Here is a 21987-nt window from a genome sequence, read left to right as displayed (position 1 = left end):
GCTGTCCTGCTGGCCTGCTTCGGGTAGGCGGTTCGGTTCCGTCGGTGTAAGGGCCGGCGAACGCCCTGCTCTCGCTCGGCGTCTTCAGCTACAGTCGCAGAAACGCCCTGCTCGCACGGTTCCATGAGAACAGCACCGCGACCGCACCGCCCACACGCCTCCCCAGCCGACTCGTTCGCTCCGCTCACTCGTCCACCGGACGGCTCGCTCCGCTCGCCTTCCGAGCGTTCGTTCGCGGCGCTCACGAGCACCTCGCGCGGCGCTGGCTCGCCACGACAGGCTCGCCGGCGCGCGCCGGACCGGAAACGGAGGGGGGCCGGGAAGGCCGAAAACCGAGTCAGCCGGAGAGGTCGCGTCGGCGCTCGCGTGCGGCCTCCGCGGCCTCCTTCCGGCCGTCCACGTCCGCGAGTTCCTCGATGGCCTCCAGCGAGCGGACGGAGTCGTCGAGAAAGGAGAGCACGTCGCCGGAGTAGGCGTACAGCATGTAGTCGTCGCCCATCACGTCCACGATGGCGTCGGGGCCGAGCCCCTGCGCGCGCAGGTCGAGCAGGTAGGAGACGAACTTCCGCTCGGGGTGGCCGCAGTAGGGGTTCGACTCGCAGTCGCAGTCGAGGAAGTCGGTCGCGAAGTCGAGCACGCGCTCCTGTGTGGCCTCGTCCAGCTTCGACAGCTGTTCGCCCTGGAACAGCAGGTCGAGCGTCGCCCCGGAGAAGGCGCTCTTCGGGATGGAGGTCTCCAGCTGCGAGGCTATCTGCCGGTGGTTCTTCAGGTATATCTTGTCCGTGATGGCCACGCCTACCGACGGAAGCGCGCGGAGCGGCGAAAGCGTTGCGCTCGCCGCCGGGCGGGCGTTTATCCCCTCCCGGTCGGAACGTCGCGTATGGCAACGCAGGAGACGGACCCCGCCGGGGACGGGGCCGCAGACTACGACTACGCGGGCGGCGAGGTGGCGCGCCCGGACCTCGTCGCCGACCTCGAACCGCTCGTGGCGGGGGACGTGCGGTTCGACGAGTACACCCGACAGCTGTACGCGACGGACGCCAGCGCCTACGAGCGGCTTCCGGTGGGGGTCGTCCTCCCGCGCTCGACCGAGGACGTGGCCGCCGTCGTGGCGTACTGCGCCGAGGAGGGGATTCCCGTCCTGCCGCGCGGCGGCGGCACGTCGCTCGCCGGCCAGTCGGTGAACGAGGCCGTCGTCCTCGACTGCTCGCGGTACATGGACGGCGTGCGCGAGGTGGACCCCGACGCGCGGACGGCGACGGCCGGGCCGGGCGTCACCATCGCGCACCTGAACGACGCCGCGGCCGACCACGGCCTCACCTTCGGCCCGGACCCGGCGTGGGGCGACAAGAGCGCGCTCGGCGGGGCCATCGGCAACAACTCCACCGGGTCGCACTCGCTCGTCTACGGGAAGACGGACTACTACGTCGAGGAGGTGGAGGCGGTCCTCGCCGACGGCACCGTGACCCGGCTCGGGGAGGTCGCGGTCGCGGACCTCAGGGCCGAGGCCGACCCCGAGGCCGACGACCTCCTCCCCCGCATCTACGCCGAGGTCGTGCGGATACTCGACGAGGAGACCGACGAGGTGGACGCGCGCTACCCCGACCTGAAGCGGAACGTCTCGGGGTACAACCTCGACGCGCTCGTGGAGGACGCCCGCGGCGAGCGCCCCCTGCCGGACGGCACCGGCACCGACCCCGACAGCGAGGCGGGCACCGTGAACCTCGCGCGCCTGCTCGCCGGGTCCGAGGGCACGCTCGCCGTCGTGACGGAGGCGACCGTCTCGCTCGAACCCGCGCCGGGGACGAAGGCCGTCGCGCTGCTCACCTACGACTCGCTGCTCGACGCGATGGAGGACGTCGAGCCCATCCTCGAACACGGCCCCTGCGCCGTCGAGGTGATGGACGACACCCTGCTCGACCTCGCGCGCGACACCCCGGAGTTCGCCGACGTGGTCGGCACCCTCCCCGAGGGCACGGGCTCGGTCCTGCTCGTGGAGTTCTACGCCGAGGACGACGACCACGGCCGCCGGCAGGTGGCCGACCTCGTCGCCGACCGCGCGCCGGGGACGGCGACCGAGGCCGACCCGACGGCCGGCCGGGTCGAGACCCGAAAGGAGCGGTACGCCGTCGCGGCGATGGAGGCCCACGACGCCGACACCCGCGCGCGGTTCTGGAAGATGCGGAAGGCCGGCCTCCCCATCCTGCTGTCGCGCACCTCCGACGCGAAGCACATCTCCTTCATCGAGGACTGTGCCGTCCCCGCCGGGAACCTCCCCGACTACGTGGCGGACTTCCAGGAGGTTCTCGACGAGCACGGCACCTTCGCCTCCTTCTACGCGCACGCCGGCCCGGGCGTGCTCCACGTCCGCCCGCTCGTGAACACGAAGGGCGTCGAGGGAATGGCGCAGTTGGAGGGCATCGCCGACGACGTGACCGACCTCGTCGTGGAGTACGGCGGGAGCGTCTCGGGCGAGCACGGCGACGGCCGCGCGCGGACCCAGTGGAACCGGAAGCTGTACGGCGAGCGGCTGTGGCGCGCCTTCCGCGACCTCAAGACGGCGTTCGACCCCGACTGGCTCCTCAACCCGGGGAACGTCTGCGGCGACCACGACATGACCGAGCACCTGCGGTTCTCGCCGGAGTACGAGTTCGACGCCGGCTTCGACCCCGCCCTGTCGTGGGAAGGTGAGAACGGCTTCCAGGGGATGGTGGAGCTGTGTCACGGCTGTGGCGGCTGTCGCGGGCACCAGGACACGACCGGGGGTGTGATGTGTCCTACCTACCGCGCGGCCGAGGAGGAGATACAGTCCACGCGCGGCCGGGCGAACATGCTCCGGTCGGCGATGAACGGGGATTTCGACGAGGACGAACTGCTCGACCCCGAGTTCGGCACGGAGGTGCTGGACCTCTGTGTCGGCTGCAAGGGGTGTAAGGTGAACTGCCCCTCCGGCGTCGACCTCGCGAAGATGAAGGCCGAGGTCCAACACGCCGACCACGAGGCTAACGGCGCGAGCCTCCGCGACCGCGTGTTCGCGAACATCGACGCGCTCTCGCGCGTCGGGAGCGCGCTCGCCCCCCTCGCCAACCGCGCGACCGACCTGCCGGGCGCGCGGACGGTGCTGGAGCGGACCCTCGGCATCGCCGCCGACCGGAAGCTCCCCACCTTCGCCGCCGAGAGCTTCGCCGAGTGGTTCGAGTCGCGGGGACCGGGGGTGTCGCCCGTCGAGGCCGAGCGCACGGTCGTCCTGTTCCCGGACACGTACACGAACTACAACCGCCCCGAGGCCGGGAAGGCCGCCGTCCGGGTGCTGGAGGCAGCGGGCGTACGCGTCGAACTCGCCGAGGCGCGCGACTCCGGCCGCCCGGCCCACTCCAAGGGGTTCGTGGACCGCGCCCGCGCCGAGGTCGCGGCGAACGCCCGCGCGCTCGCTCCTCACGTCGAATCGGGCAAGGACGTCGTGCTCGTCGAGCCCTCGGACGCCGTCATGTTCCAGTCGGACGCGCTCGACCTCGTCGGCCCGGACCACGACGCCCGCGCCGACGCCGAGACCGTGGCGGCGAACGCCTACGGCCTCTGCGAGTACCTCGACGCCTTCCGGCTGGACGACGGCGTCGCGTGGGCCGGCGACGGCCCGGTGACGTACCACGGCCACTGCCACCAGAAGGCCGAGAAGAAGGACCACCACGCGGTCGGCGTCCTCCGGCGGGCGGGCTACGCCGTCGACCCGCTCGACTCCACCTGCTGCGGAATGGCCGGGTCGTTCGGCTACGAGGCCGAACACGCGTCGATGAGCACGGCCATCGGCGACGTCCTCGCCGGACAGGTCGCGGACAGTCCCGGCGAGCGCGTCGCCGCCCCGGGCGCGTCCTGCCGCTCGCAACTGGAGGAGTACGACGAGGAGCCGGCCCACCCGGCGGAGCTGTTGGCCGACGCCCTCGCCGACTGAGGGCGGTTCCGTAAGGTATTCAAATACCGGTAGGCTACGGAACGGTGTGTCCGGGTTGGGGTAGTGGACTATCCTTCAGCCTTGTGGAGGCTGAGACGCGGGTTCGATTCTCGCACCTGGACCTTCCTCCGAGTCGCCGACGGATAGCCCGGTCGCCGGCACCGCGCCGAGCACCGCCGACCGCGTCGCCGCGAGGTCAGGCCGGGCGCTCGGCGGTCGCCGGACCCCCGTCGCCCGCGTCGAGCGACCCGCTCTGTTTGATGATGTCGAGCGCCGTCATCAGGTCCGTCCGTGAGACGATGCCGACGAGGTCGTCGCCCTCCATGACGAGCAGGCGGCCGACGCCCGTCTCCTGCATCCGGTCGAGCGCGTCCATCGCGTCGGCGTCCGGACCCACCGTTCGGAGTTCGCGCGTCATCACCTCCTCGACGGTGTAGGCGTCCCGCTCCACCTCCTTCACGGACTGGGCGTCCCCGAGCGTGACGACGCCGACGACGACCCCGTTCTCGACGACCGGGTAGCCGGTGTGCCGCTCCGTGAACATCCGGCGGAGTAGCTCCGCGACGCTCGTGTCGGGCGAGACGGTGTGGACGTCCGGCTCGGGCGTCATGATGTCGCGGACGGTCACGCCCTCGAAGGCGGCGGTCATCGTCGTGCGCTGGGCCTCGGAGGAGGCCCCGATGTAGATGAAGAAGGCGATGGCGACGAGGAACAGTCCGCCGTTGCCGAACAGTCCGTAGAGGCCGAGCACGATGGCGAACACCTTGCCGACCTCGGCGGCTATCTGGGTCGCCCGGGCGTACGGCCGGTTGCGCGCGAGCAGCGCGCGGAGCACGCGCCCGCCGTCCATCGGGAACCCCGGGAGCATGTTGAAGATCGCGAGCGCGACGTTCATCACCGCGAGGTAGGCGAGCAGGAACCGGAGCCCCGCGACAGCGGTGCCACCGCCGGGGGCGACGAGGGTGAAGGCCGCATAGGAGACGACGCCGAGCGCGACGCTCACGACGGGGCCGGCGACGGCGATGTTGAGCTCCTGTTTCCAGTCCTCGGGCATCTCGGTCAGCTGAGCGACGCCGCCGAACAGCCACAGCGTGATAGAGGAGATGGGGAAGCCGTAGCGCATCGCGGTCAGCGAGTGGCCGAGTTCGTGGAGGACGACGCCCGCGAACAGCCCGACGGCCGCGAGGGTGCCGATGCCGAAGGTGACGACCGGGTCGCCGGTCAGCGCCGTGATGTCCACGGCCGCCGCCGGCCCGAGCACGTCGTTCAACAGCCCCGCGTACTCGCCGAGGCTGGAGCCGATGAGATACGCGAACAGCGGGAGGACGAGCAGGAAGGTGAGGTCCAACTCGATCGGAATCCCGAAGAGGCGTCCGATACGGAAGCTTCGCATACTCCGTGTAGCCGCGGAGCGTACTTAAGGGTCGGGCGACGGCGGCTTTTTGCCCCGCCGCGACCCCGCTCGGGTATGGCCGATTCCGACACGCCGCTGGTTCGCCGCGCCGACGAGGTCGAGTACGAGACGGTCGACGCCGCCGCGGGGATGTCGAAGGGCGTCCTCGTCGGTCCCGAACACGGGGCGCCGACCCTCGCGCTCCGGCGGTTCGTCCTCGACCCGGGCGCGAGCGTCCCGCGCCACACCAACGAGATAGAACACGAACAGTACGTCCTCGCGGGCGAGTACACCGTCGGGTTGGACGGGGAGGAGCACGTCGTCACCGCGGGCGACTCGCTGCACATCCCCGCCGGCTGTGTCCACTGGTACCGCAACGACGGCGACGAGCCGGGCGCGTTCCTCTGTGCCGTCCCGAACGGCGACGACAGCATCGAGCTCGCGGAGTAGCCCCCCTGCTATATCCGCGTCGCGGGCGTTCGAACGGTCCATGGAGCAGTCGTACCGCGAGGTCGCCCGCGAGCGCGTCCGTACGCCGCAGGCGTACCTCGCACCGGTCGTCGCCGCGCTCGTCGTCTGGCTGGCCGTCGTCGCGTCGAACGTCGTCTACGTGGCTGGCGGCGTGCTGCTGCTCGCGACCGTCGTCGCCGTGAGCGTGGACGGTGTCTCCCCCCAGGTCGTCGAGGAGCGGCTGTATCCGGGCGTCGCCGCGACCCTGCTCGGCCTCGGCGCCGTCGCGGCGGTCACGGGTCCGACCGACGGCTACGTGGCCGCCGGGGCCGTCGCGGCCACGGTCGGCACCGGGCTCCTGCTCGACGCGGCCGCTGGCGAGCAGCTCCGTTCGGGCGTGATGCTGTTCGTCGCCACCGTCGCCGCGCTCGGCGGGGCGTACTTCGTCGTTCTACGCGGACTGGTGGTGCCGGGCGGCGTCCTCTTCCTCGTCGCGGCGGGCGCGCTCGGGCGGTCGGGCGTCCTGACGAGAGAGAAACTGGAGGACGACGAGCGCCACGCCGACGCGATAGAGGGCGAGTGAGGCACATCCGGAGCCGTTTTCAACGCCGGTCGCGGAGCTAGCGGCGTGTCACAGCAGGTCGCCGCCGTCGACACGCTCTTCCTCCACGAGCGGTCGGACGGCGACTTCACGGTCGCGGTGGAGCGGGACGACGAGCGCGTGCTCCACGGGCGGCTCGAACTGAAGGAGACGGACGCCGGCCCGCGGCCCGCGCGCCTCCGCGTGAAGGACGGCTCCGACGAGGTCCCCCGCCCGCCCGACCAGTTCGTCGAGATAGCTCGCCGGGCGAAACGCATCCGCATCTCCCAACAGACCGCCCGCGATCAGCGCGAGCGCCTGCGCGCCATGTTCGCCGGCTACCAGCTGGAGGGGAAGGTGAAGGCCGTCCGCACCTGCCGCTACTGCGCCAACTCGGGCCGCTACTCGCCGCTGACTGAGGAGACGGCCATCCGGGCCGACGACGAGCACATCTGTCCGGACTGTGCGATGCGGGAACTCGAACGCGAGGCGAACTTCCGGGGGCTGCGGTCGGGCGCCCGCGAGCGGCTGGAGGAACTCCTCCTCGACGTGCAGGACCTCGAACGCATCTCGGACCTCCTCTCGGGCAACCTCGACCCGGAGGTGACGCGGTTCGACACCGTCTCCGCGACGACCGACGAGATAGACCCCGTCCCGGTGGACTCGCTCGACCTCCATCCGGGCATCCAGTCGAAGCTCGAATCGCGCTTCGACACCCTGCTCCCCGTCCAGAGCCTCGCCGTCGAGAACGGCGCGACCGACGGCAAGGACCAGCTCGTCGTGAGCGCGACGGCGACGGGCAAGACCCTCATCGGGGAGATGGCCGGCCTCGACCGCGTGCTGAACGGCCAGGGGAAGATGCTGTTCCTCGTCCCCCTCGTCGCGCTCGCGAACCAGAAACACGAGGACTTCCGCGACCGCTACGGCGACGTGGCGAACGTCACCATCCGCGTGGGCGCGTCGCGCATCAACGACGACGGCAACCGCTTCGACCCGAGCGCCGACGTCATCGTCGGCACCTACGAGGGTATCGACCACGCGCTCCGCACGGGGAAGGACCTCGGCGACATCGGCACCGTCGTCATCGACGAGGTCCACACGCTCGGCGAGGAGGGACGGGGCCACCGGCTCGACGGCCTCATCTCGCGGCTGAAACACTACACCGAGACGGGAACGACCGAAGCCGCCCGCGGCGGCGGCCGCGACCCGATGGACACCCAGTGGATATACCTCTCGGCGACCGTCGGCAACCCCGAGCAGCTCGCGGGCCAGCTCGGCGCGAACCTCGTGGAGTTCGAGGAGCGGCCCGTCCCCATCGAGCGCCACGTCACCTTCGCGGACGGGAAGGAGAAGCCCCGCATCGAGAACCGACTCGTGAAGCGCGCCTTCGACCGGAAGTCCTCGAAGGGGTACCGCGGGCAGACGATAATCTTCACCAACTCCCGCCGGCGCTGCCACGAGGTGGCGCGCAAGATGGAGTACGACGCCGCGCCGTACCACGCCGGGCTGGACTACGGCCGGCGGAAGAAGGTCGAGCGGATGTTCGGCGACCAGGACCTCGCCTGCGTCGTCACGACCGCGGCGCTCGCGGCCGGGGTTGACTTCCCGGCCTCGCAGGTCATCTTCGACTCGCTGGCGATGGGCATCGAGTGGCTCACCGTCCAGGAGTTCGAGCAGATGCTCGGGCGCGCGGGCCGGCCCGACTACCACGACGAGGGCACGGTGTACATGCTCGTCGAGCCGGACGGCAGCTACCACGGCTCGCAGGAGCGCACCGAGGACGAGGTGGCGTTCCAGCTGCTGAAGGGGGATATGGAATCGGTGACGACGACCTACGACGAGTCCACCGCGGTCGAGGAGACGCTCGCGAACCTCGTCGTCGCCGGCAAGCGCGCCAAGTCGCTCAACGACCGGATGGTCGGCGAGGTGCCGACGAAGTTCGCGCTCGGGAAGCTCCTCGAGTTCGGCTTCATCGAGGGACTCGAACCGACGCGACTCGGCCGCGCGGTGTGTCGCCACTTCCTCGCGCCCGACCAGGCGTTCGTGATGCTCGACGGCGTCCGGAAGGGGAAACACCCGGACGGTATCGTGGCGGACCTCGAACTGATGGAGAACGAGTAGGCGGGGCCGCCACGCCGCGAACGGGGCCTTTTTCCCACGCCGCGGCCTCCTGAACGTGTGGCACTCCCGGAGGTAACCGCGGGAATGGTGGTCGTGTTCGCCATCATCCTCGCGGCGTTGGCGCTGTTCGCCACGGAGCCGGTCCCCATCGACATCACCGCACTGGGCGTGATGGTGACGCTGATGCTGTTCGGACCGGTGACGACGGCGCTCGCCGACGCCGGCCTGCTCGCCGCGCCCGTCGAACTCGTGACGCCCGAGCAGGGTATCTCCGGGTTCGCGTCGCGCGCGACGATCACCGTGCTGGCGATGTTCATCCTGAGCGCCGGCGTCCAGCGGACCGGCGTCGTCCAGATACTCGGCCGGAAGATCGCCGAACTCACGGGCGACTCCGAGTCGAAACAGCTCGGCGCGGTCATCGGTGTCGTCAGCCCCATCTCCGGGCTCATCAACAACACCGCGGCGGTCGCCATCCTCCTCCCGATGGTGACCGACCTCGCGCACAAGGGGCGCACCTCGCCCTCGAAGCTCCTGCTCCCGCTGTCGTACGCGTCGATGTTCGGCGGGACGCTCACGCTCATCGGCACCTCGACGAACATCCTCGCCTCCGAACTCGCCATCGACTACCTCGGGCGGCCGTTCGGGATGTTCGAGTTCACGGCGCTGGGCGCGTGTGTCGCCGTCGTCGGCACCGTCTACCTGCTCACGGTCGGGCGGTGGCTCACGCCCGCGCGCATCAAGCCCGAGGAGGACCTCACGGAGGAGTTCGAGATGGGCGAGTACCTGACCGAGGTGGTCGTCCGCGAGGACTCCCCCATCGTCGGCTCGACCGTCCAGGAGGCGCTCCAGGAGACGGAGTTCGACGTGGACCTCGTCCAGCTCATCCGCGGCGACGAGGTGTTCCTCGAACCGCTCGCGCCGAAGACCATCCAGGCGGGCGACGTGTTCGCCGTCCGCACCGACCGGGACACGCTCGTCGACCTGCTCGACGCGGAGGGCCTCGACCTCGTCCCGGAGGCGACGGTTGACGAGGCGGAACTCGAACTCGCGGAGGGGCCGCAGAACCTCGTCGAGGTGGTCGTCGCGCCCGGCTCCTTCCTCGTCGGCGAGTCGCTCGCCTCCACGAACTTCCGCCAGCGGTACGACGCGACCGTCCTCGCGCTCCGGCGCGGCGGCGAACTCGTCCGCCGGCGGCTCGACCGGATGGAACTGCGCGTCGGCGACACCCTGCTCGTCCAGGCGACGAGCGACTCCATCGACCGGCTCAACAACAACCGGAACTTCATCGTCGCACAGGAGGTCGAGCGGCCCGACTTCCGCGAGTCGAAGATACCCGTCGCCGTCGGCCTCATCCTCTCCGTCGTGGGCGCCGCGGCGCTCACCCCGATCCCCATCGTCGTCGCCGCGCTCGCGGGCGCGCTCGGGATGGTCGTCACGGGCTGTCTGAAGCCGACCGAGGTGTACGACTCCGTCCAGTGGGACGTCATCGTCCTGCTGGCCGGCGTCATCCCGCTCGGGCTGGCGATGCAGACGACCGGCGGCGCGGACTTCCTCGCCGAACTCGTCGTGCTCGTCTCCGGGACACTACCGGTACTGGCCGTACTGGGGCTGATGTACCTCGTCACCGCCGTGTTGACGAACATCGTCTCCAACAACGCCGCCGTCGTGTTGATGATCCCCGTCGCGGCACAGGTGGCGACCGACGTGGGCGCGAGCGTCTTCGCGTTCATCCTCGCCGTCACCTTCGCGGCCTCGACGGCGTTCATGACGCCCGTCGGCTACCAGACGAACCTGTTCGTCTACGGTCCCGGCGGCTACCGCTTCACCGACTACGTGAAGGTCGGCGCGCCGCTCCAACTGCTGTTCGCGGTGGCGACGACGCTCGGCATCGCCGTGCTGTACGGGGTGTGACGCCGGAGCGAAACGCGTTTACGCCGCGTCGTGGTAGTCCGAGTATCGGGACCGTGGGGTAATGGTAACCTTCGAGCCTTGGGTGCTCGTGCTCTCGGTTCGACTCCGAGCGGTCCCACTCCTTTCCGCGAACGTTTATCACCGATAGCGGGGCCACTGCGTTCCGATGGAACCCCATCGGAAAGGCGACCTGACCGAAGCCCTGGTCGTTGCGGAACTGAAGCGCCGAGGGATACCGGTCGCGAAGCCGGTCGGCGACAACGAACGCTACGACCTCGTCGCGGAGTCGGACGCCGGGCTCTGGCGGCTTCAGGTGAAGACCGGGCGGTTACGGGAGGGGACAGTACGGTTCGACGGAGCCTCGACACACACGAACGCCGAGGGGAACACCCGGAAGCGGTACGAGGGCGATACCGACTACTTCGTCGTCTACGCCCACGAGTCGGAGAGCCTCTACCTGCTGTCCGAGTCAGACTGGACACGAGGATGTGGCTCCGTGTCGAGGAGCCCGAACAGGCCGACGCGAGCATCAACTGGGCTCGCGACTACGAGTTCGACCGGAACTGGCCCCCGGAGGAGGGCGTCGCGTCGCCGACGGCGGTCGACGACGAGGTACTCGACGCGGTCGCCGACCACGGGGTTCGGGCGTGGTTGCCGGCCGACGACGTCGAGGGGTACGATGCGCTCGTGGAGGCCGGGGACGACGTGCGCGCGGTCCGTTTCGAGCGCGGCTGGGTCGTCGACGATCGCGTTCGGTTCGATACCGGCGGCGCCGACGAATCGGCGGCCGAGCGCGAGGCGGTCGACGACGTACTCGTGTACTGTGCCGAACGGGACGCGGTGTACGCGATAGCCAGGGACGCGTCCGACGAGACGGCCTCGTTTCGAGTCACCGAGCCGAAAAAGCCCGATTCGCGGATACGCCGCGCCCGGGACTACCGATTCGCGGAAAACTGGCCGACTCAGACCGACTCGTAGCGAACGCCCCCCTCACCGGCGACGGCCAGTCCCATCGCCGGCGTCCCCCACCGCAGGTGGTGTTCGGGGACGAGCGGCACCGGCACGGGCATGTAGCCGCCCTCGCGCATCGCGGCGACGCCGGGGAAGCGGCCGACCTCGCGGTCGCCCTTGCGGACGCGGAAGGAGCCGTCGCGGCGCGCGTAGCGGTAGGGGAAGGCGTCGGTCGAGTCGAGACAGGTCAAGGAATCGACCGAACCGAGCGTCGCGACGACGCGGCGGTTCGCTTCGAGGACGAGCCGCGACTCGCCGCCGTCGCCGGGCTCCTCCCGCCAGGCGAGGACGCGGTCGGCGCTGGCGCGGGCGGACTCGCCGTAGCGGGGCGTCGGCGGCGTCGCGCGCACCGCGGCGTAGCTGTCGTCGGGGAGGCGGATGCGGTCGGGGACGTGGTGGAAGACGCGGAGGCCGTCGCGCGCCGAGGCGACGAACCGCGGCTCCGCGATTACCTCGCGGACGGCGCCGGCGTCGTCGGGCGCGGCGACGTAGAGGACCGCGCGGTCGTGGCGCGCGCCGTGGGCGGCCCGCTCGACGAGTTCGGTCGGGTCCGGGCCGACGGGTTCGACCGCGAGCGGGGCGTCGCCGAGGCCGGCCGGGGCGTCGCCGCCGGTCGCGAGCGCGGGCGGTTCGCCGGCGTCCTCGCCGCGGGTCACCGTGTAGCCGCGGGCGCGCAGGTCAGCGAGTACCGTCTCGTACACGGGCGGGCTACGGGCCCCGCGGGCGAAAGCCTGCCGCGTCGTCCGTCGAGCATGAACGTTTATTAGGAAAGGGCCGTGTCATTATATCACATGAGCTACGGCAGGGAACCGTCGGAGCGCGCGCCCGAACCCGAGGGCACGCCGACCGGCCCGCTCGGTGCCGCGTTCGACCGACTGAAGCGACACCTCGTCGAGTGGCCGGCACGCTGCGTGGAGACGCAGGTTCGGGCGCTCGAAGGAGAGCGGTAAGGCCTACTCGGCGTCGAGCCGCACCGTCAGCACCGGCGCCGACGATTTTCGCACCACGTCCTCGGTCACACTCCCGATGAGGTAGTGGTCCAGCCCCGTGCGGCCGTGGGTCCCCATCACGACGAGGTCTATCGCGTGCTCACCGACGCGGTCGAGGATGACGTCCTCGGGAATCCCCTCCGCGAGGTGTTCCTCGACGGCGACGCCGTCGGGGAGCGCGGCCGTCGCCGCGGCGGCGGCCTCGCGGGCGTTCTCGTGTTGGGCCTCGTCCCACGCGTCGGGCGCGAGGCCGCTCGTGGGGCTCTCGAAGCGGTTACGCGTGTCCGCGACGGCGAGCACGTGGACCGTCGCGTCGTACGTCGTCGCGAGTTCCGCGGCGTGGCTCGTCGCGGCCGTCGCGGCGTCGCTCCCCTCCACGGGAAGCAGGATGTCGTCGTACATTCAGAGCACCCCGCTCGCGGCCATGGCGAACAGCGCCAGCGCGATGACGGCGAACAGGCCGCCGACCCCGCTCTTGATGGTCTCCACGTCGAGCGCGTTGGAGACGTACGGCGCGATCTGTCCCCCGGTGACGGTCGCGGGGACGGTGAAGACGACCATGTTCCACGGCGTCGACGCGAGGTCTATCTCGTGGCCGCCGGGCACGAGCCCCCCGCCGAAGACGTGGACGACCGACGCGAGCACGGCCGTCAGCGCGACGACGATGTGGTTCGTGCCGATGGCGACGCGGACGGGAACCTTCGTCGAGAGCATCGAGACGATGCCGAGTTCGCCGACGCCGAAGCCGGCCAGCCCCTGGAAGGTGCCGCCGACGGCGTAGTTGGCGAACCGCCGGAGGTAGCCGCCGCGGGTGTAGCGGTAGTCGTCGCCCTGCCGGTCGACACGGGTGACGTTCCCCTCGTCGTCCGTCTCGACGCCCGCGGGGCCGAGTTTCCCCTCGTCGTCGGGAAGGTCCTCGCCGCCGTCGGGGCCGCCGTCGGCGACCGCCTCCGCGTCCGGGTCCTCGGACTCGTCGCCGTGGCCGAGGTCGGCGTTGAACAGGAGGTACGAGGCCGCGACGAGCGCTAGTCCCAGGAGGAGGTGGAACGCCGGCTCGGGGATGACGAACGACAGCAGCGCTCCGGCGATGACGAACGGCACCGCGCCGCCCACCAGCGCGAGCGCGAGCCGCCGGTCCACCAGCCCGTACTGGATGAAGGCGACGGCCGACGAGGAGAGGCCGAACGACTCGCTGATGAGACCGACCTTCACGAGCGTCTCGGGCGAGAGCGCCACCTCTGCCCACGCGGCCGGGTCGAGGCTCCCCGACGCGAGCAGCGGGTAGACGAAGATGAGGAACGGGACGAACAGCGCCGACCCGGAGATACCGACGGTGTTGACCGTCGTCGCGCCCAGCAGGAAGAAGGGGAACAGCCACCAGTACTCCAGCCAGTAGCCGGTGCCGGTCCCCGAGGTGGGCGCGAACGCGTACACCGCCGCGACGAACACGAGCGGCGTCGTCAACACGAACAGGTGCTGGTACTTCAGGAACGACTTCTGGACCGTCTTCGACGAGGGGGCCATCAGGCCGTCACCCCCCGGGCCGCGTTCATGTCGGTCCCCCGTGAGGGAGGCGTTGGCGGTCGCTACGCTGTGTTAAGTCCGAAGCAAAGGCGTGGGCCACGTGTAGCGGGTCGGTAGCCGACCCGACTGAAAAAGCCTTGTCGTTGCGACAGGGTACGCGACCGCGTGACGGGGTGGGCGTCCGCACGCTTCACCCCCCGTCGTTTCCGGTGCTCGACCCGGCGACCCCTGACCGACGAACGGGGGGTCGCGACCACTTTCACCCGGCCTTGCGAACGTTCTTACCACAGGACGCACAAGGGTCGCTGACAGATGGCCAGAGCGGAGAACGCCGAGATAATCGACCGGTTCGAGGAGTTCTACCGCACCTACTACCGGAACGAGATCGGCGACCTCGCACAGAAGTACCCGAACGAGCGCAAGTCCCTGTACCTCGACTGGGGCGACCTCTACCGCTACGACTCGGACATGGCCGACGACTTCGTCGCCCAGCCGAGCCAGATGCGCGACTACGCCGAGGAGGCGCTCCGACTCTACGACCTCCCCGTGGACGTGAAACTCGGCTCCGCCCACGTCCGCGTCCGCAACCTCCGGCAGCACACCGGCATCCGTGATATCCGCGCCGACCACGTCGGCAACCTCGTCTCGGTGCAGGGCATCGTCCGGAAGGCGACGGACGTACGCCCGAAGATGCGCAACGCCGCCTTCGAGTGCCAGCGCTGCGGGACGATGACCCGCGTCCCGCAGTCGGACGGCGACTTCCAGGAGCCCCACGAGTGTCAGGGGTGTGAGCGACAGGGGCCGTTCCAGATAAACTTCGACCAGTCGGAGTTCGTCGACTCCCAGAAGCTCCGGGTCCAGGAGTCGCCCGAGGGGCTGCGCGGCGGCGAGACGCCCCAGGCGATAGACATCAACATCGAGGACGACGTGACCGGGAAGGTCACCGCCGGCGACCACGTCACCGTCACCGGCATCCTCCGGCTCGAACAGCAGGGGAACCAGCAGGAGAAGTCCCCCATCTTCGACTTCTACATGGAGGGGATGGCCGTCACCATCGAGGACGAGCAGTTCGAGGAGATGGACATCACCGAGGAGGACAAGAAACGCATCGTCGAACTGTCGAGCGACCCGGAGATATACGACAAGATGATCGGGTCGATGGCGCCCTCCATCTACGGCTACCCCGACGAGAAGCTCGCCATCATCCTCCAGCTGTTCTCGGGCGTGGCGAAGTCGCTCCCCGACGGCTCGCGCATCCGCGGCGACCTCCACATGCTCCTCATCGGGGACCCCGGCACCGGGAAGTCCCAACTGCTCCAGTACGTGAAGAAGCTCGCGCCGCGCTCGGTGTACACCTCCGGCAAGGGGTCGTCCTCGGCCGGGCTGACGGCCGCGGCGGTGCGCGACGACTTCGGCGACGGCCAGCAGTGGACCCTCGAAGCGGGCGCGCTCGTGCTCGCGGACCAGGGTATCGCGGCGGTGGACGAGCTCGACAAGATGCGCCCGGAGGACCGCTCGGCGATGCACGAGGCGCTCGAACAGCAGTCCATCTCCATCTCGAAGGCCGGCATCAACGCGACGCTGAAGTCGCGGTGTTCGCTTTTGGGCGCGGCGAACCCGAAGTACGGCCGCTTCGACGAGTACGAGCCCATCGGCGAGCAGATCGACCTCGAACCCGCGCTCATCTCGCGGTTCGACCTCATCTTCACGGTGACGGACAAGCCCGACGAGGAGAAGGACGGCCGCCTCGCGGACCACATCATCAACACGAACTACGCCGGGGAGCTGTTCACCCACCGCGAGAGCGTCCCGACCTCCAACATCTCTCAGGAGGAGGTGGACAACGTCACGGAGGACGTCGAGCCGACCATCGAGGCCGACCTCCTGCGCAAGTACATCGCGTACGCCAAGCGGAACTGCTTCCCGACGATGACCGAGGAGGCCAAGAAGGAGATCCGCGACTTCTACGTGAACCTCCGCTCGCAGGGTGCGAGCGAGGACGCCCCCGTTCCCGTCACGGCCCGGAAGCTGGAGGCGCTGGTGCGGCTCGCCGAGGCGTCGGCGCGGGTACGGCTCTCCGACACGGTGGAGAAGCGCGACGCCGAGAAGGTGGTCGAGATCGTGCGCGACTCGCTGGAGGCCATCGGCGTCGACCCCGAGACGGGCGAGTTCGACGTGGACATGGTGGAGGCGGGCACCTCGAAGAGCCAGCGCGACCGCATCAAGAACATCAAGGGCATCATCAACGAGCTGGAGGACGAGTACGACGACGGCGCGCCGATAGAGGAGGTGTTCGAGCGGGCCGACCAGGTCGGCATGGACCGCGACAAGGCCGAACACGAGATAGAGAAGCTCCGCCGGCAGGGCGACATCTACGAGCCGGTGACCGACCACCTGCGCACGGTCTGATGGACCGCATCTCCGCGCTCCGTAACGTCGAGGACGCCCTCTCGGACTTCGAGGCGGGCGAGACGGACCTCGCCGGGCTGGAGCGGCGCGTCCGCGGCACCCTCCGCACCTACGCGACCGACCTCGACGGCGACCTCTCGGCGTACCGCGCGGTCGGCGAGGAACCCGCCGACGGCGTCGTCGTCCTCGCCCCCTCGGCGGGTGCGGCCCGCGAGCGCGTCGCCGGCCTGCTCGCGGGCGACCCGGCCTTCGAGGTGGAGGCCGTCGAGCCCTGAACTGTCAGGGTTGGGTTTACTACGAAGCCGTTCCTATGCCGCTCCATGGCGAAGGGAGCCGGGGGAGCGAGCGCGGGGTGTCCGGGGTGAGCGCCGGCGGGGAGTCGGCGCCGGTCGGGCGGGGACGCGCGACGCTCCTGTGCGGCGACGCGATGGACGCCGGCGTGAGCGACGCCTGTACCGGCGCGCTGGAGGGCGGCGACTCGGTGTTGTGGGTGAGTTACACCCGTTCGCCGGACGACTGCTTCGACCAGCTTCCCGGCCTCGCCGCGGACCGCAAGGCCGCGGTGGACGTCGGCGGCGGAACCCGCTCCGCGGCCGCGACGGGCGGCGGCGGCGGCGGGGCGGGCGGCGACGTCTCCGTCGCGGACCCGAACGACCTCACCGGCATCGGCATCGCCGTCACCGACCAGCTCTCCGAGGGGGCCCACGTCTGTTTCGACTCCGTGACGACGATGCTCCAGTACGTCGAGACGAAGCGCGCGTACACCTTCCTGAACTCGCTGCTCGGCCACCTGTGGAACGCGAACGCGACGGCCCATTTCCACTTCAACCCCGAGGCGCACGACCCGCAGACCGTCGCGGCGGTCACCTCGCTGTTCGACGCCCGTATCGACGTGGACGGCGAGGGCCGGACGCGCCGGTAGCGTCGCCGGCGCGGGGACGCGTTCGTGTCGATGCGTTTAAATTTCGTAGCTCGTTTCGCGGAGACGTGTTGCTCGTCGTGACTTACTCGCGGGACGCGCGCGCCACCCTGCGGAACCTCTGTCGGGGCCACGGGGCGAGCGTCGTCCGTCGGTTCGGCCGCGCCGCGCTGTTCGAGGGGACCGAGCACGGCGCGCTGCTGGCCTGCCGGCTCCGGGCGCGCCACCCCGACGACACACGCGTCGAGCGGACCGTCCCCTTCAACGAGTACGCCGACGCCCCGGACGCGGTGCGGGAGGCCGCCCGCGCCTACGAGTCCGAGGCGTCGAAACACACCCCCTACGCCCGCTTCGCCGCGGGCACCGACCACCCCGACCCCGAGCGGCTGCGAGAGCGGCCGCTCGACCCGTGAGGCTCCGGGTCGGGGGACTCGATCGGAGCGGCCGGGCGCTGGACGTTCGGGAGGCGAACCTCGACGCGGAGCGTGTCGTCCGCGCCGTCCGCGACCCGGCCGACGACCGGGTGCGGTGTCCGCGGCCCGGACCGGTCCACGAGCACGTCGGGCTGGTCCGGGCGGGTGTGGGCTTCGACCGCAGGGCGACGCTCGCGGCGGTCGCCCGGTCGCACGGCGAGTACCCGCCGGTGCTCGACGACCTCGACGCCGCGCGGGAGCGACTGGCGGACCACGGCGCCGACGGCACGGCGCTGCGGGCGGCTCGCGAGCGCGCGGCGGACGCGACGGCCGACATCGAGCGGCTGCGCGAGCGCGTGGCCGAGCGCCGGGGCGAGGTAACGGCCAGACGGGAGGCGGACCTCGACGCCGCGGACGCGCGCGACCGGCTCCGCGACGCGGCCCGGGCGCTCTCGGAGGCCGCCACCGAGCAGTCGGCCGCGCGCCAGCGGCTGGCCCGCGAGCGCGAACGGGCACGGGCCGGCTACGACGCCCGCGCCGAGCGCCTCCGGCTGGAGGACCGCGTCGCTAACCTCGAACGGGACGCGCGGGGCCGGCTGGCGGAGCGGGTCGCGGAACGGTTCGAGGGCGCGCTGGCCGACCTGACCAACGAGCCCGAGGAATCGGAGCCGCGTCTCCGACGGCTGGCCGCAGCCAGGGTGGCGGTCATCGCCGCCCCGGTCGTCCTGACCGGCGGTCCCTTCGGCGACGCCGACGCGGCCGCGGCGTGGCTCGGCGCCCCCGTCCTCGTACTGTAGTTTATCGGAGAGGACGCGGCCACCGACGGCGTGCGACTCTCGACACGAACCCGGCGGACCGACGGCGTCACGCTCGTCGCCTGCCGGCTGGAGAACGACGCCGACGAACCGCGCGCGGCGCTCGTGGAGAACCGGCTGGACGGGCCGGCGCGCGCCCCCGAGCGCCACCGGAGCGAGGACGCGACCCTTCGCGTCGCGGTCCCGGCGGGGGCGACCGTCGGTGCCGGGTTCTCGACGCCGGCGACGCCCGCGGAGCCGGCGGCCGCCATCGTCGGCACCGAGTCGGTCGCCGACAGCCCGGGCGAGGCGGCGGTACTCGACGCGCTCTCGGACCCGCGGCCGCCGCACGAGGCGGTCGTGGGGGCGGACGCGGAGCCGGAACGGGCCGAACCGACGACCGACCTCGACGCCGTCGAGCGGCGCATCGAACGGCTGGAGGCGGTCGCGGCGGCGACGACGGTGCCGGGCGCGGCCGACGCCCTCGCCCGCGAAGGAGGACTGGACGCGGTCCGCGACCTCGACGCGCGGGTGGCCGCGGACCGGAAGCGACTGACGGCGCTCGCCGACCGGGCGCGGCGGCTGGCGGCGCGGGCCGAGGTCGCCGACCCCCGCGTCGAACGGCTGGCGCGCCTGTCGTGATACTCGCCGTCGTCGGGGGGAAGGGCGGCGTCGGGAAGTCGACCGTCGCGTTCGGGGTCGCCGCGGAGCTCGACGCCGTCTGCGTGGACGCCGACCTCGGGATGGCCGACCTGCCGGAGCGGCGCGGGCCGGACCTCCACGACGTCCTGGCGGGCCGCGCCGCGGCCGTGGAGGCCGTGGACGAGTCCGGGCCCGTCGACCTGCTCCCGTGCGGGCGAACGCTGGCCGGCGCGCGGGCGAGCGACCCGCGGGCGCTCCGAGCGGCGCTGTCGGCCGTCGAGGCGGAGTACGGCCGCGTCGTCGTGGACTGTCCGGCCGGGCTGGGCCGCGACTCGGGGGCGGCGCTCGCGGCCGCCGACGCCTGTCTGCTCGTGACGACCGCCGAGCGGGCCGCGGTCGCCGACGCGCTCCGGACGCGCGAACTCGCACGAGCGCTGGACGCGGGGCTCGTCGGCGTGGTCGTGGACTTCGCGGAAGAGACGGGACCGCTCCGCGGGCGCTTCGGCGCGCCCGCGACGGCGCTCCCCGAGTCGGAGGCGGTGCGGCGCGCGACACGCCACGGGCTTCCCGTGGGCGAGGTCGCGCCGGAGTCGGTCGTCGCCGAACGGCTGGAGGAAGTGGCCGCGCTCGTTCAGCGCTCGACCAGGTCGGTGTAGGTGTTGCGCAGGGTGACGGGCGTCACGCCCGCGACCGCGGCCGCGTCGGCCTGTGAGAGGCGCGCGTCGCGCTCGCGGCCGGCGGTGTAGAGACACGCCGCGGCGACGCCGGAGGGGTTGCGCCCGACGGCGATACCCTCCTCGTGGACGCGCTCGGCGAGTTCGGTCGCGCGCGTCTCGACGGCCCGCGGGAGGTCCAACTCGGAGGCGTACCGGGCGAGGTACTCGCGCGGGTGGACCGGGCCGGTCGGGAGGCCGAGTTCGCGGTTCACGGCGTCGTAGGCCACCCGGAGCTCGTCGGCGGTCGCCTTCGCGCGGTCGGCGACCTCCTCGACGGTGCGCGAGACGCCGTTCGTCCGGCAGACGGCGTACACCGCCGCGGCGGCGAAGCCCTCCAGCGAGCGCCCCTGCAGGAGGTCGGCGCTCTGTGCGGAGTCGAACAGCGCACACGCCTGCTCGCGAACCGGCTCGCCGAGTTCGAGGTCGCTTACCAGCCGGCGTATCTCGGTGAAGGAGTACACCTGGTTGCGCTCGCGCTTGGTCGAGATGCGCGCGCGGTTGTGCTGGCGGCGCATCCGGGCGACGCGGCGGCGCTTGCGCCCCTTCAGCCGCGTGGAGCGGCCGATCTCCGTCGAGAGCCCCTTGTCGTGCCGGGAGCGCGTCAGCGGCGCGCCGGTGCGCTTGGGGTTCGTGTCGTCGTCCGCGAAGGAGCGCCACTCGGGGCCGCGGTCCAGGGCGTCCTCGCCGACCACGAGGCCGCACGCGCTACAGACGCGCTCGGTTCCGTCGGGGGTGACTGTTCCGCTACACTCGGGACACGTCGTCTCCGTCGTGCTCATACTCGAAAGTGGGTCCCGAACGGGGTTAAAAAGGGAGCCGAAACGGCCGGAACCGGGGGCAGTTCGTCCGGGCGAACCCACCGGTTACCGGTAGGTTCCCTTCCGGCGGTTTCCGCCCCGTTCGCGCGCTCGACGTCGTCAGTTATTTACCGGCGCGACCGCGCGACATGACAATGAGTCTTGACGAAATCGCCGCCGGCCTGGAGGTGACGACGGCCCAGCGCGACCGGGGCGTCGCGGTGGCCGACGACACCGACGTGCCCCTCGCCGAGCGCCTGCGCGACTTCGCCGGGGACCTGCCCTGTACGCCCGAGGCGGCCGCGACGCTCGTCGGGAGCTACGCCGGGGGCGCGAGCGTGGGCGACGCCGCCCGCGACGCGAGCGTGGCGAGCGTCACCGCGGCGAAGGCGCTCCACCGGCTCGGCGAGGACGTGTCGCCGCTGGCCCCGCGCGGCCGCGAGGTGGTCCGCGACTGGCTCGACGCGCGGCTGTCGCGCGCGGACGCCAAGGAACTGACCCGGCTGGACGACGACGCCTTCGCGCTCGCCGTCTACGTCGAGACCCACGGGACGATACCGGGCGCCGAGGAGGCGCTCGCGGGCGCGCTCGCCGTCGAGCCGTCCGACCCGCTCGCCGACGCCCGCTCCGGGCTCGGCGACCTCCTATAGGGGGAGCAGGCCGCCGTCGAACGACCGCTCTATCTCCGCGTCGCAGGCGACCTCGGCGGCCGCGGCCACGCCGGCCGCGAAGGCCCCGTCGGCCGTGTCGGCCACGGGCGTCTCGCCCGGCTCGGCGTCGTCGGCCGGGACGCACGCGTCCGCGAAGTCGCACTCGACAGCCCGCGTCGCGACGACGGCGTCGGCCTCGGTCCCGATATCCGCCAGCCGGTCGCGCAGACGGGCGACGCCGTCCGCGCCGCGGGTCGTCCCAGGCGCGACGAGCGCGACCCGGTCGGCGGCGTTCACGGCCGCGACGGCCTGGTTCGCGGCGACGGGCGGCACGTCCACGAGGACGCGGTCGGCGTGCTCGCGCGCCTCGGCGAGGAGCGACTCGAAGCGGCGGGCGGCCTCCGGGGTCTTCGCGCGCGCCAGCCGTTCGAACGACGCACGCGCCGGCAGCGCCTCGACGGTGCCGTCGCCGGCCGTGTCGAGCCCGACGAGGCCGTCCGCGAGCGGTCGGTCCGCCGTGACGAGGGCCGTCGCGTCGGGGTCGATGCGGCCGTCCATGTGGTCCGCGAGCCCCTGTGTCGCGTAGGCGGCGTCGAGGACGACGGCGCGGTCGCCCTCGGCCGCGAACAGCCCCGCGAGTTCGATACACAGCCGCGTCGTGCCCGCGCCGCCGACCGCGCCGACGAGAGAAGTCACGTTCGTTGACACGTCCGAGTTCG

22 protein-coding genes, 2 tRNA genes and 1 pseudogene are annotated in these 21987 nt (G+C 71.5%); 18 read left to right on the top strand and 7 right to left on the bottom strand.

All coding sequences use genetic code 11. The annotated features are described in order from the left end of the window. Positions 1-337 precede the first annotated feature (337 nt). A complete protein-coding gene (locus P2T37_RS08345; RefSeq protein WP_276233447.1) occupies positions 338-793 on the bottom strand; it encodes a DUF5814 domain-containing protein in 456 nt (151 codons plus the stop codon). A gap of 87 nt (positions 794-880) precedes the next feature. On the opposite strand from P2T37_RS08345, the gene P2T37_RS08340 reads away from it, so the two are divergent. Together P2T37_RS08340 and P2T37_RS08335 are read left to right on the top strand one after the other, a co-directional pair. After that, positions 881-3949, top strand: a complete 3069-nt coding sequence (locus P2T37_RS08340) for an FAD-binding and (Fe-S)-binding domain-containing protein (RefSeq protein WP_276233446.1) — start codon at positions 881-883, stop codon at positions 3947-3949. 49 nt (positions 3950-3998) lie between these two features. Further along, a tRNA-His gene (locus tag P2T37_RS08335) sits at positions 3999-4071 on the top strand. Positions 4072-4145: 74 nt separating this feature from the next. On the opposite strand, the gene P2T37_RS08330 is transcribed toward P2T37_RS08335, so the two are convergent. Beyond that, positions 4146-5342: a CBS domain-containing protein gene (locus P2T37_RS08330; protein WP_276233445.1), complete on the bottom strand. Its 1197-nt coding sequence runs from the start codon at positions 5340-5342 to the stop codon at positions 4146-4148. Positions 5343-5417: 75 nt separating this feature from the next. On the opposite strand from P2T37_RS08330, the gene P2T37_RS08325 reads away from it, so the two are divergent. The 7 genes and pseudogenes from P2T37_RS08325 (at position 5418) to P2T37_RS08300 (ending at position 11382) form a co-directional block, all read left to right on the top strand. Continuing rightward, a complete protein-coding gene (locus P2T37_RS08325; protein ID WP_276233444.1) occupies positions 5418-5792 on the top strand; it encodes a cupin domain-containing protein in 375 nt (124 codons plus the stop codon). Positions 5793-5832: 40 nt separating this feature from the next. Continuing rightward, positions 5833-6375 (top strand): hypothetical protein, encoded by a 543-nt coding sequence (locus tag P2T37_RS08320; protein ID WP_276233443.1) that lies wholly within the window; start codon positions 5833-5835, stop codon positions 6373-6375. A gap of 45 nt (positions 6376-6420) precedes the next feature. Further along, a complete protein-coding gene (locus P2T37_RS08315) occupies positions 6421-8493 on the top strand; it encodes a DEAD/DEAH box helicase (RefSeq protein WP_276233441.1) in 2073 nt (690 codons plus the stop codon). An 84-nt stretch (positions 8494-8577) separates the two neighbouring features. Continuing rightward, positions 8578-10404, top strand: coding sequence for an SLC13 family permease (locus P2T37_RS08310; RefSeq protein WP_276236164.1), 1827 nt, complete (start codon positions 8578-8580; stop codon positions 10402-10404). 47 nt (positions 10405-10451) lie between these two features. Continuing rightward, positions 10452-10522: transfer RNA gene (locus P2T37_RS08305), tRNA-Pro, on the top strand. A gap of 48 nt (positions 10523-10570) precedes the next feature. Then, a pseudogene (locus P2T37_RS15460) lies at positions 10571-10855 on the top strand (group I intron-associated PD-(D/E)XK endonuclease); the annotation flags it as partial. A gap of 35 nt (positions 10856-10890) precedes the next feature. Next, positions 10891-11382, top strand: a complete 492-nt coding sequence (locus P2T37_RS08300) for a group I intron-associated PD-(D/E)XK endonuclease (RefSeq protein ID WP_276233440.1) — start codon at positions 10891-10893, stop codon at positions 11380-11382. On the opposite strand, the gene P2T37_RS08295 is transcribed toward P2T37_RS08300, so the two are convergent. After that, entirely contained in the window at positions 11367-12116 is a 750-nt protein-coding gene (locus P2T37_RS08295) for a hypothetical protein (protein WP_276233439.1), read from the bottom strand. The two genes, P2T37_RS08300 and P2T37_RS08295, sit on opposite strands and share 16 nt — an antisense overlap. A gap of 90 nt (positions 12117-12206) precedes the next feature. Between P2T37_RS08295 and P2T37_RS08290 the strand changes: the two genes are divergently transcribed. Further along, positions 12207-12365, top strand: a complete 159-nt coding sequence (locus tag P2T37_RS08290; protein WP_276233438.1) for a hypothetical protein — start codon at positions 12207-12209, stop codon at positions 12363-12365. Between the two features lie 3 nt (positions 12366-12368). On the opposite strand, the gene P2T37_RS08285 is transcribed toward P2T37_RS08290, so the two are convergent. Both P2T37_RS08285 and P2T37_RS08280 read right to left on the bottom strand, forming a co-directional pair. Further along, on the bottom strand, positions 12369-12806 hold the full coding sequence (locus P2T37_RS08285; RefSeq protein ID WP_276233437.1) for a universal stress protein: 438 nt from the start codon (positions 12804-12806) through the stop codon (positions 12369-12371). Then, a complete protein-coding gene (locus P2T37_RS08280) occupies positions 12807-13928 on the bottom strand; it encodes a sulfite exporter TauE/SafE family protein (RefSeq protein WP_276233436.1) in 1122 nt (373 codons plus the stop codon). Positions 13929-14240: 312 nt separating this feature from the next. On the opposite strand from P2T37_RS08280, the gene P2T37_RS08275 reads away from it, so the two are divergent. The 7 genes from P2T37_RS08275 to P2T37_RS08245 all read left to right on the top strand — a co-directional run bounded on the left by P2T37_RS08275 (position 14241) and on the right by P2T37_RS08245 (position 19761). Continuing rightward, positions 14241-16337 carry a minichromosome maintenance protein MCM gene (locus P2T37_RS08275; protein ID WP_276233435.1) on the top strand — a complete coding sequence of 699 codons (2097 nt, stop codon included), beginning with the start codon at positions 14241-14243 and terminating at the stop codon, positions 16335-16337. Next, entirely contained in the window at positions 16337-16612 is a 276-nt protein-coding gene (locus tag P2T37_RS08270; protein WP_276233434.1) for a DUF7854 family protein, read from the top strand. Before P2T37_RS08275 ends, P2T37_RS08270 begins: the two co-directional genes overlap by 1 nt. Before the next feature lie 35 nt (positions 16613-16647). Beyond that, positions 16648-17259 (top strand): DUF7504 family protein, encoded by a 612-nt coding sequence (locus P2T37_RS08265; RefSeq protein ID WP_276233433.1) that lies wholly within the window; start codon positions 16648-16650, stop codon positions 17257-17259. 65 nt (positions 17260-17324) lie between these two features. After that, positions 17325-17669 carry a DUF7855 family protein gene (locus P2T37_RS08260; protein WP_276233432.1) on the top strand — a complete coding sequence of 115 codons (345 nt, stop codon included), beginning with the start codon at positions 17325-17327 and terminating at the stop codon, positions 17667-17669. Next, the gene (locus tag P2T37_RS08255) at positions 17666-18466 is read left to right on the top strand and encodes a DUF7856 family protein (RefSeq protein WP_276233431.1); all 801 of its coding nucleotides are present in this window, start codon (positions 17666-17668) and stop codon (positions 18464-18466) included. Before P2T37_RS08260 ends, P2T37_RS08255 begins: the two co-directional genes overlap by 4 nt. Before the next feature lie 30 nt (positions 18467-18496). Beyond that, positions 18497-19105: a DUF8080 domain-containing protein gene (locus P2T37_RS08250; RefSeq protein WP_276233430.1), complete on the top strand. Its 609-nt coding sequence runs from the start codon at positions 18497-18499 to the stop codon at positions 19103-19105. Continuing rightward, positions 19102-19761, top strand: coding sequence for a nucleotide-binding protein (locus P2T37_RS08245; protein ID WP_276233429.1), 660 nt, complete (start codon positions 19102-19104; stop codon positions 19759-19761). Before P2T37_RS08250 ends, P2T37_RS08245 begins: the two co-directional genes overlap by 4 nt. Here the strand turns inward: P2T37_RS08245 and P2T37_RS08240 are convergent. Continuing rightward, positions 19737-20600 carry a transcription initiation factor IIB gene (locus P2T37_RS08240; protein ID WP_276233428.1) on the bottom strand — a complete coding sequence of 288 codons (864 nt, stop codon included), beginning with the start codon at positions 20598-20600 and terminating at the stop codon, positions 19737-19739. The two genes, P2T37_RS08245 and P2T37_RS08240, sit on opposite strands and share 25 nt — an antisense overlap. 173 nt (positions 20601-20773) lie before the next feature. Here P2T37_RS08240 and P2T37_RS08235 point away from each other — a divergent pair, with 173 nt between their 5' ends. Next, entirely contained in the window at positions 20774-21268 is a 495-nt protein-coding gene (locus tag P2T37_RS08235; RefSeq protein WP_276233427.1) for a DUF7858 family protein, read from the top strand. Here the strand turns inward: P2T37_RS08235 and P2T37_RS08230 are convergent. Then, a complete protein-coding gene (locus P2T37_RS08230) occupies positions 21263-21976 on the bottom strand; it encodes a P-loop NTPase family protein (protein ID WP_276233426.1) in 714 nt (237 codons plus the stop codon). The two genes, P2T37_RS08235 and P2T37_RS08230, sit on opposite strands and share 6 nt — an antisense overlap. Positions 21977-21987 lie beyond the last annotated feature (11 nt).

This window comes from Halosegnis marinus (assembly GCF_029338355.1).
GTDB classification, from domain to species: domain Archaea; phylum Halobacteriota; class Halobacteria; order Halobacteriales; family Haloarculaceae; genus Halosegnis; species Halosegnis marinus.
Note: the sequence above shows the minus strand (reverse complement) of the source record. Positions and strands in the feature narration are given on the sequence as shown.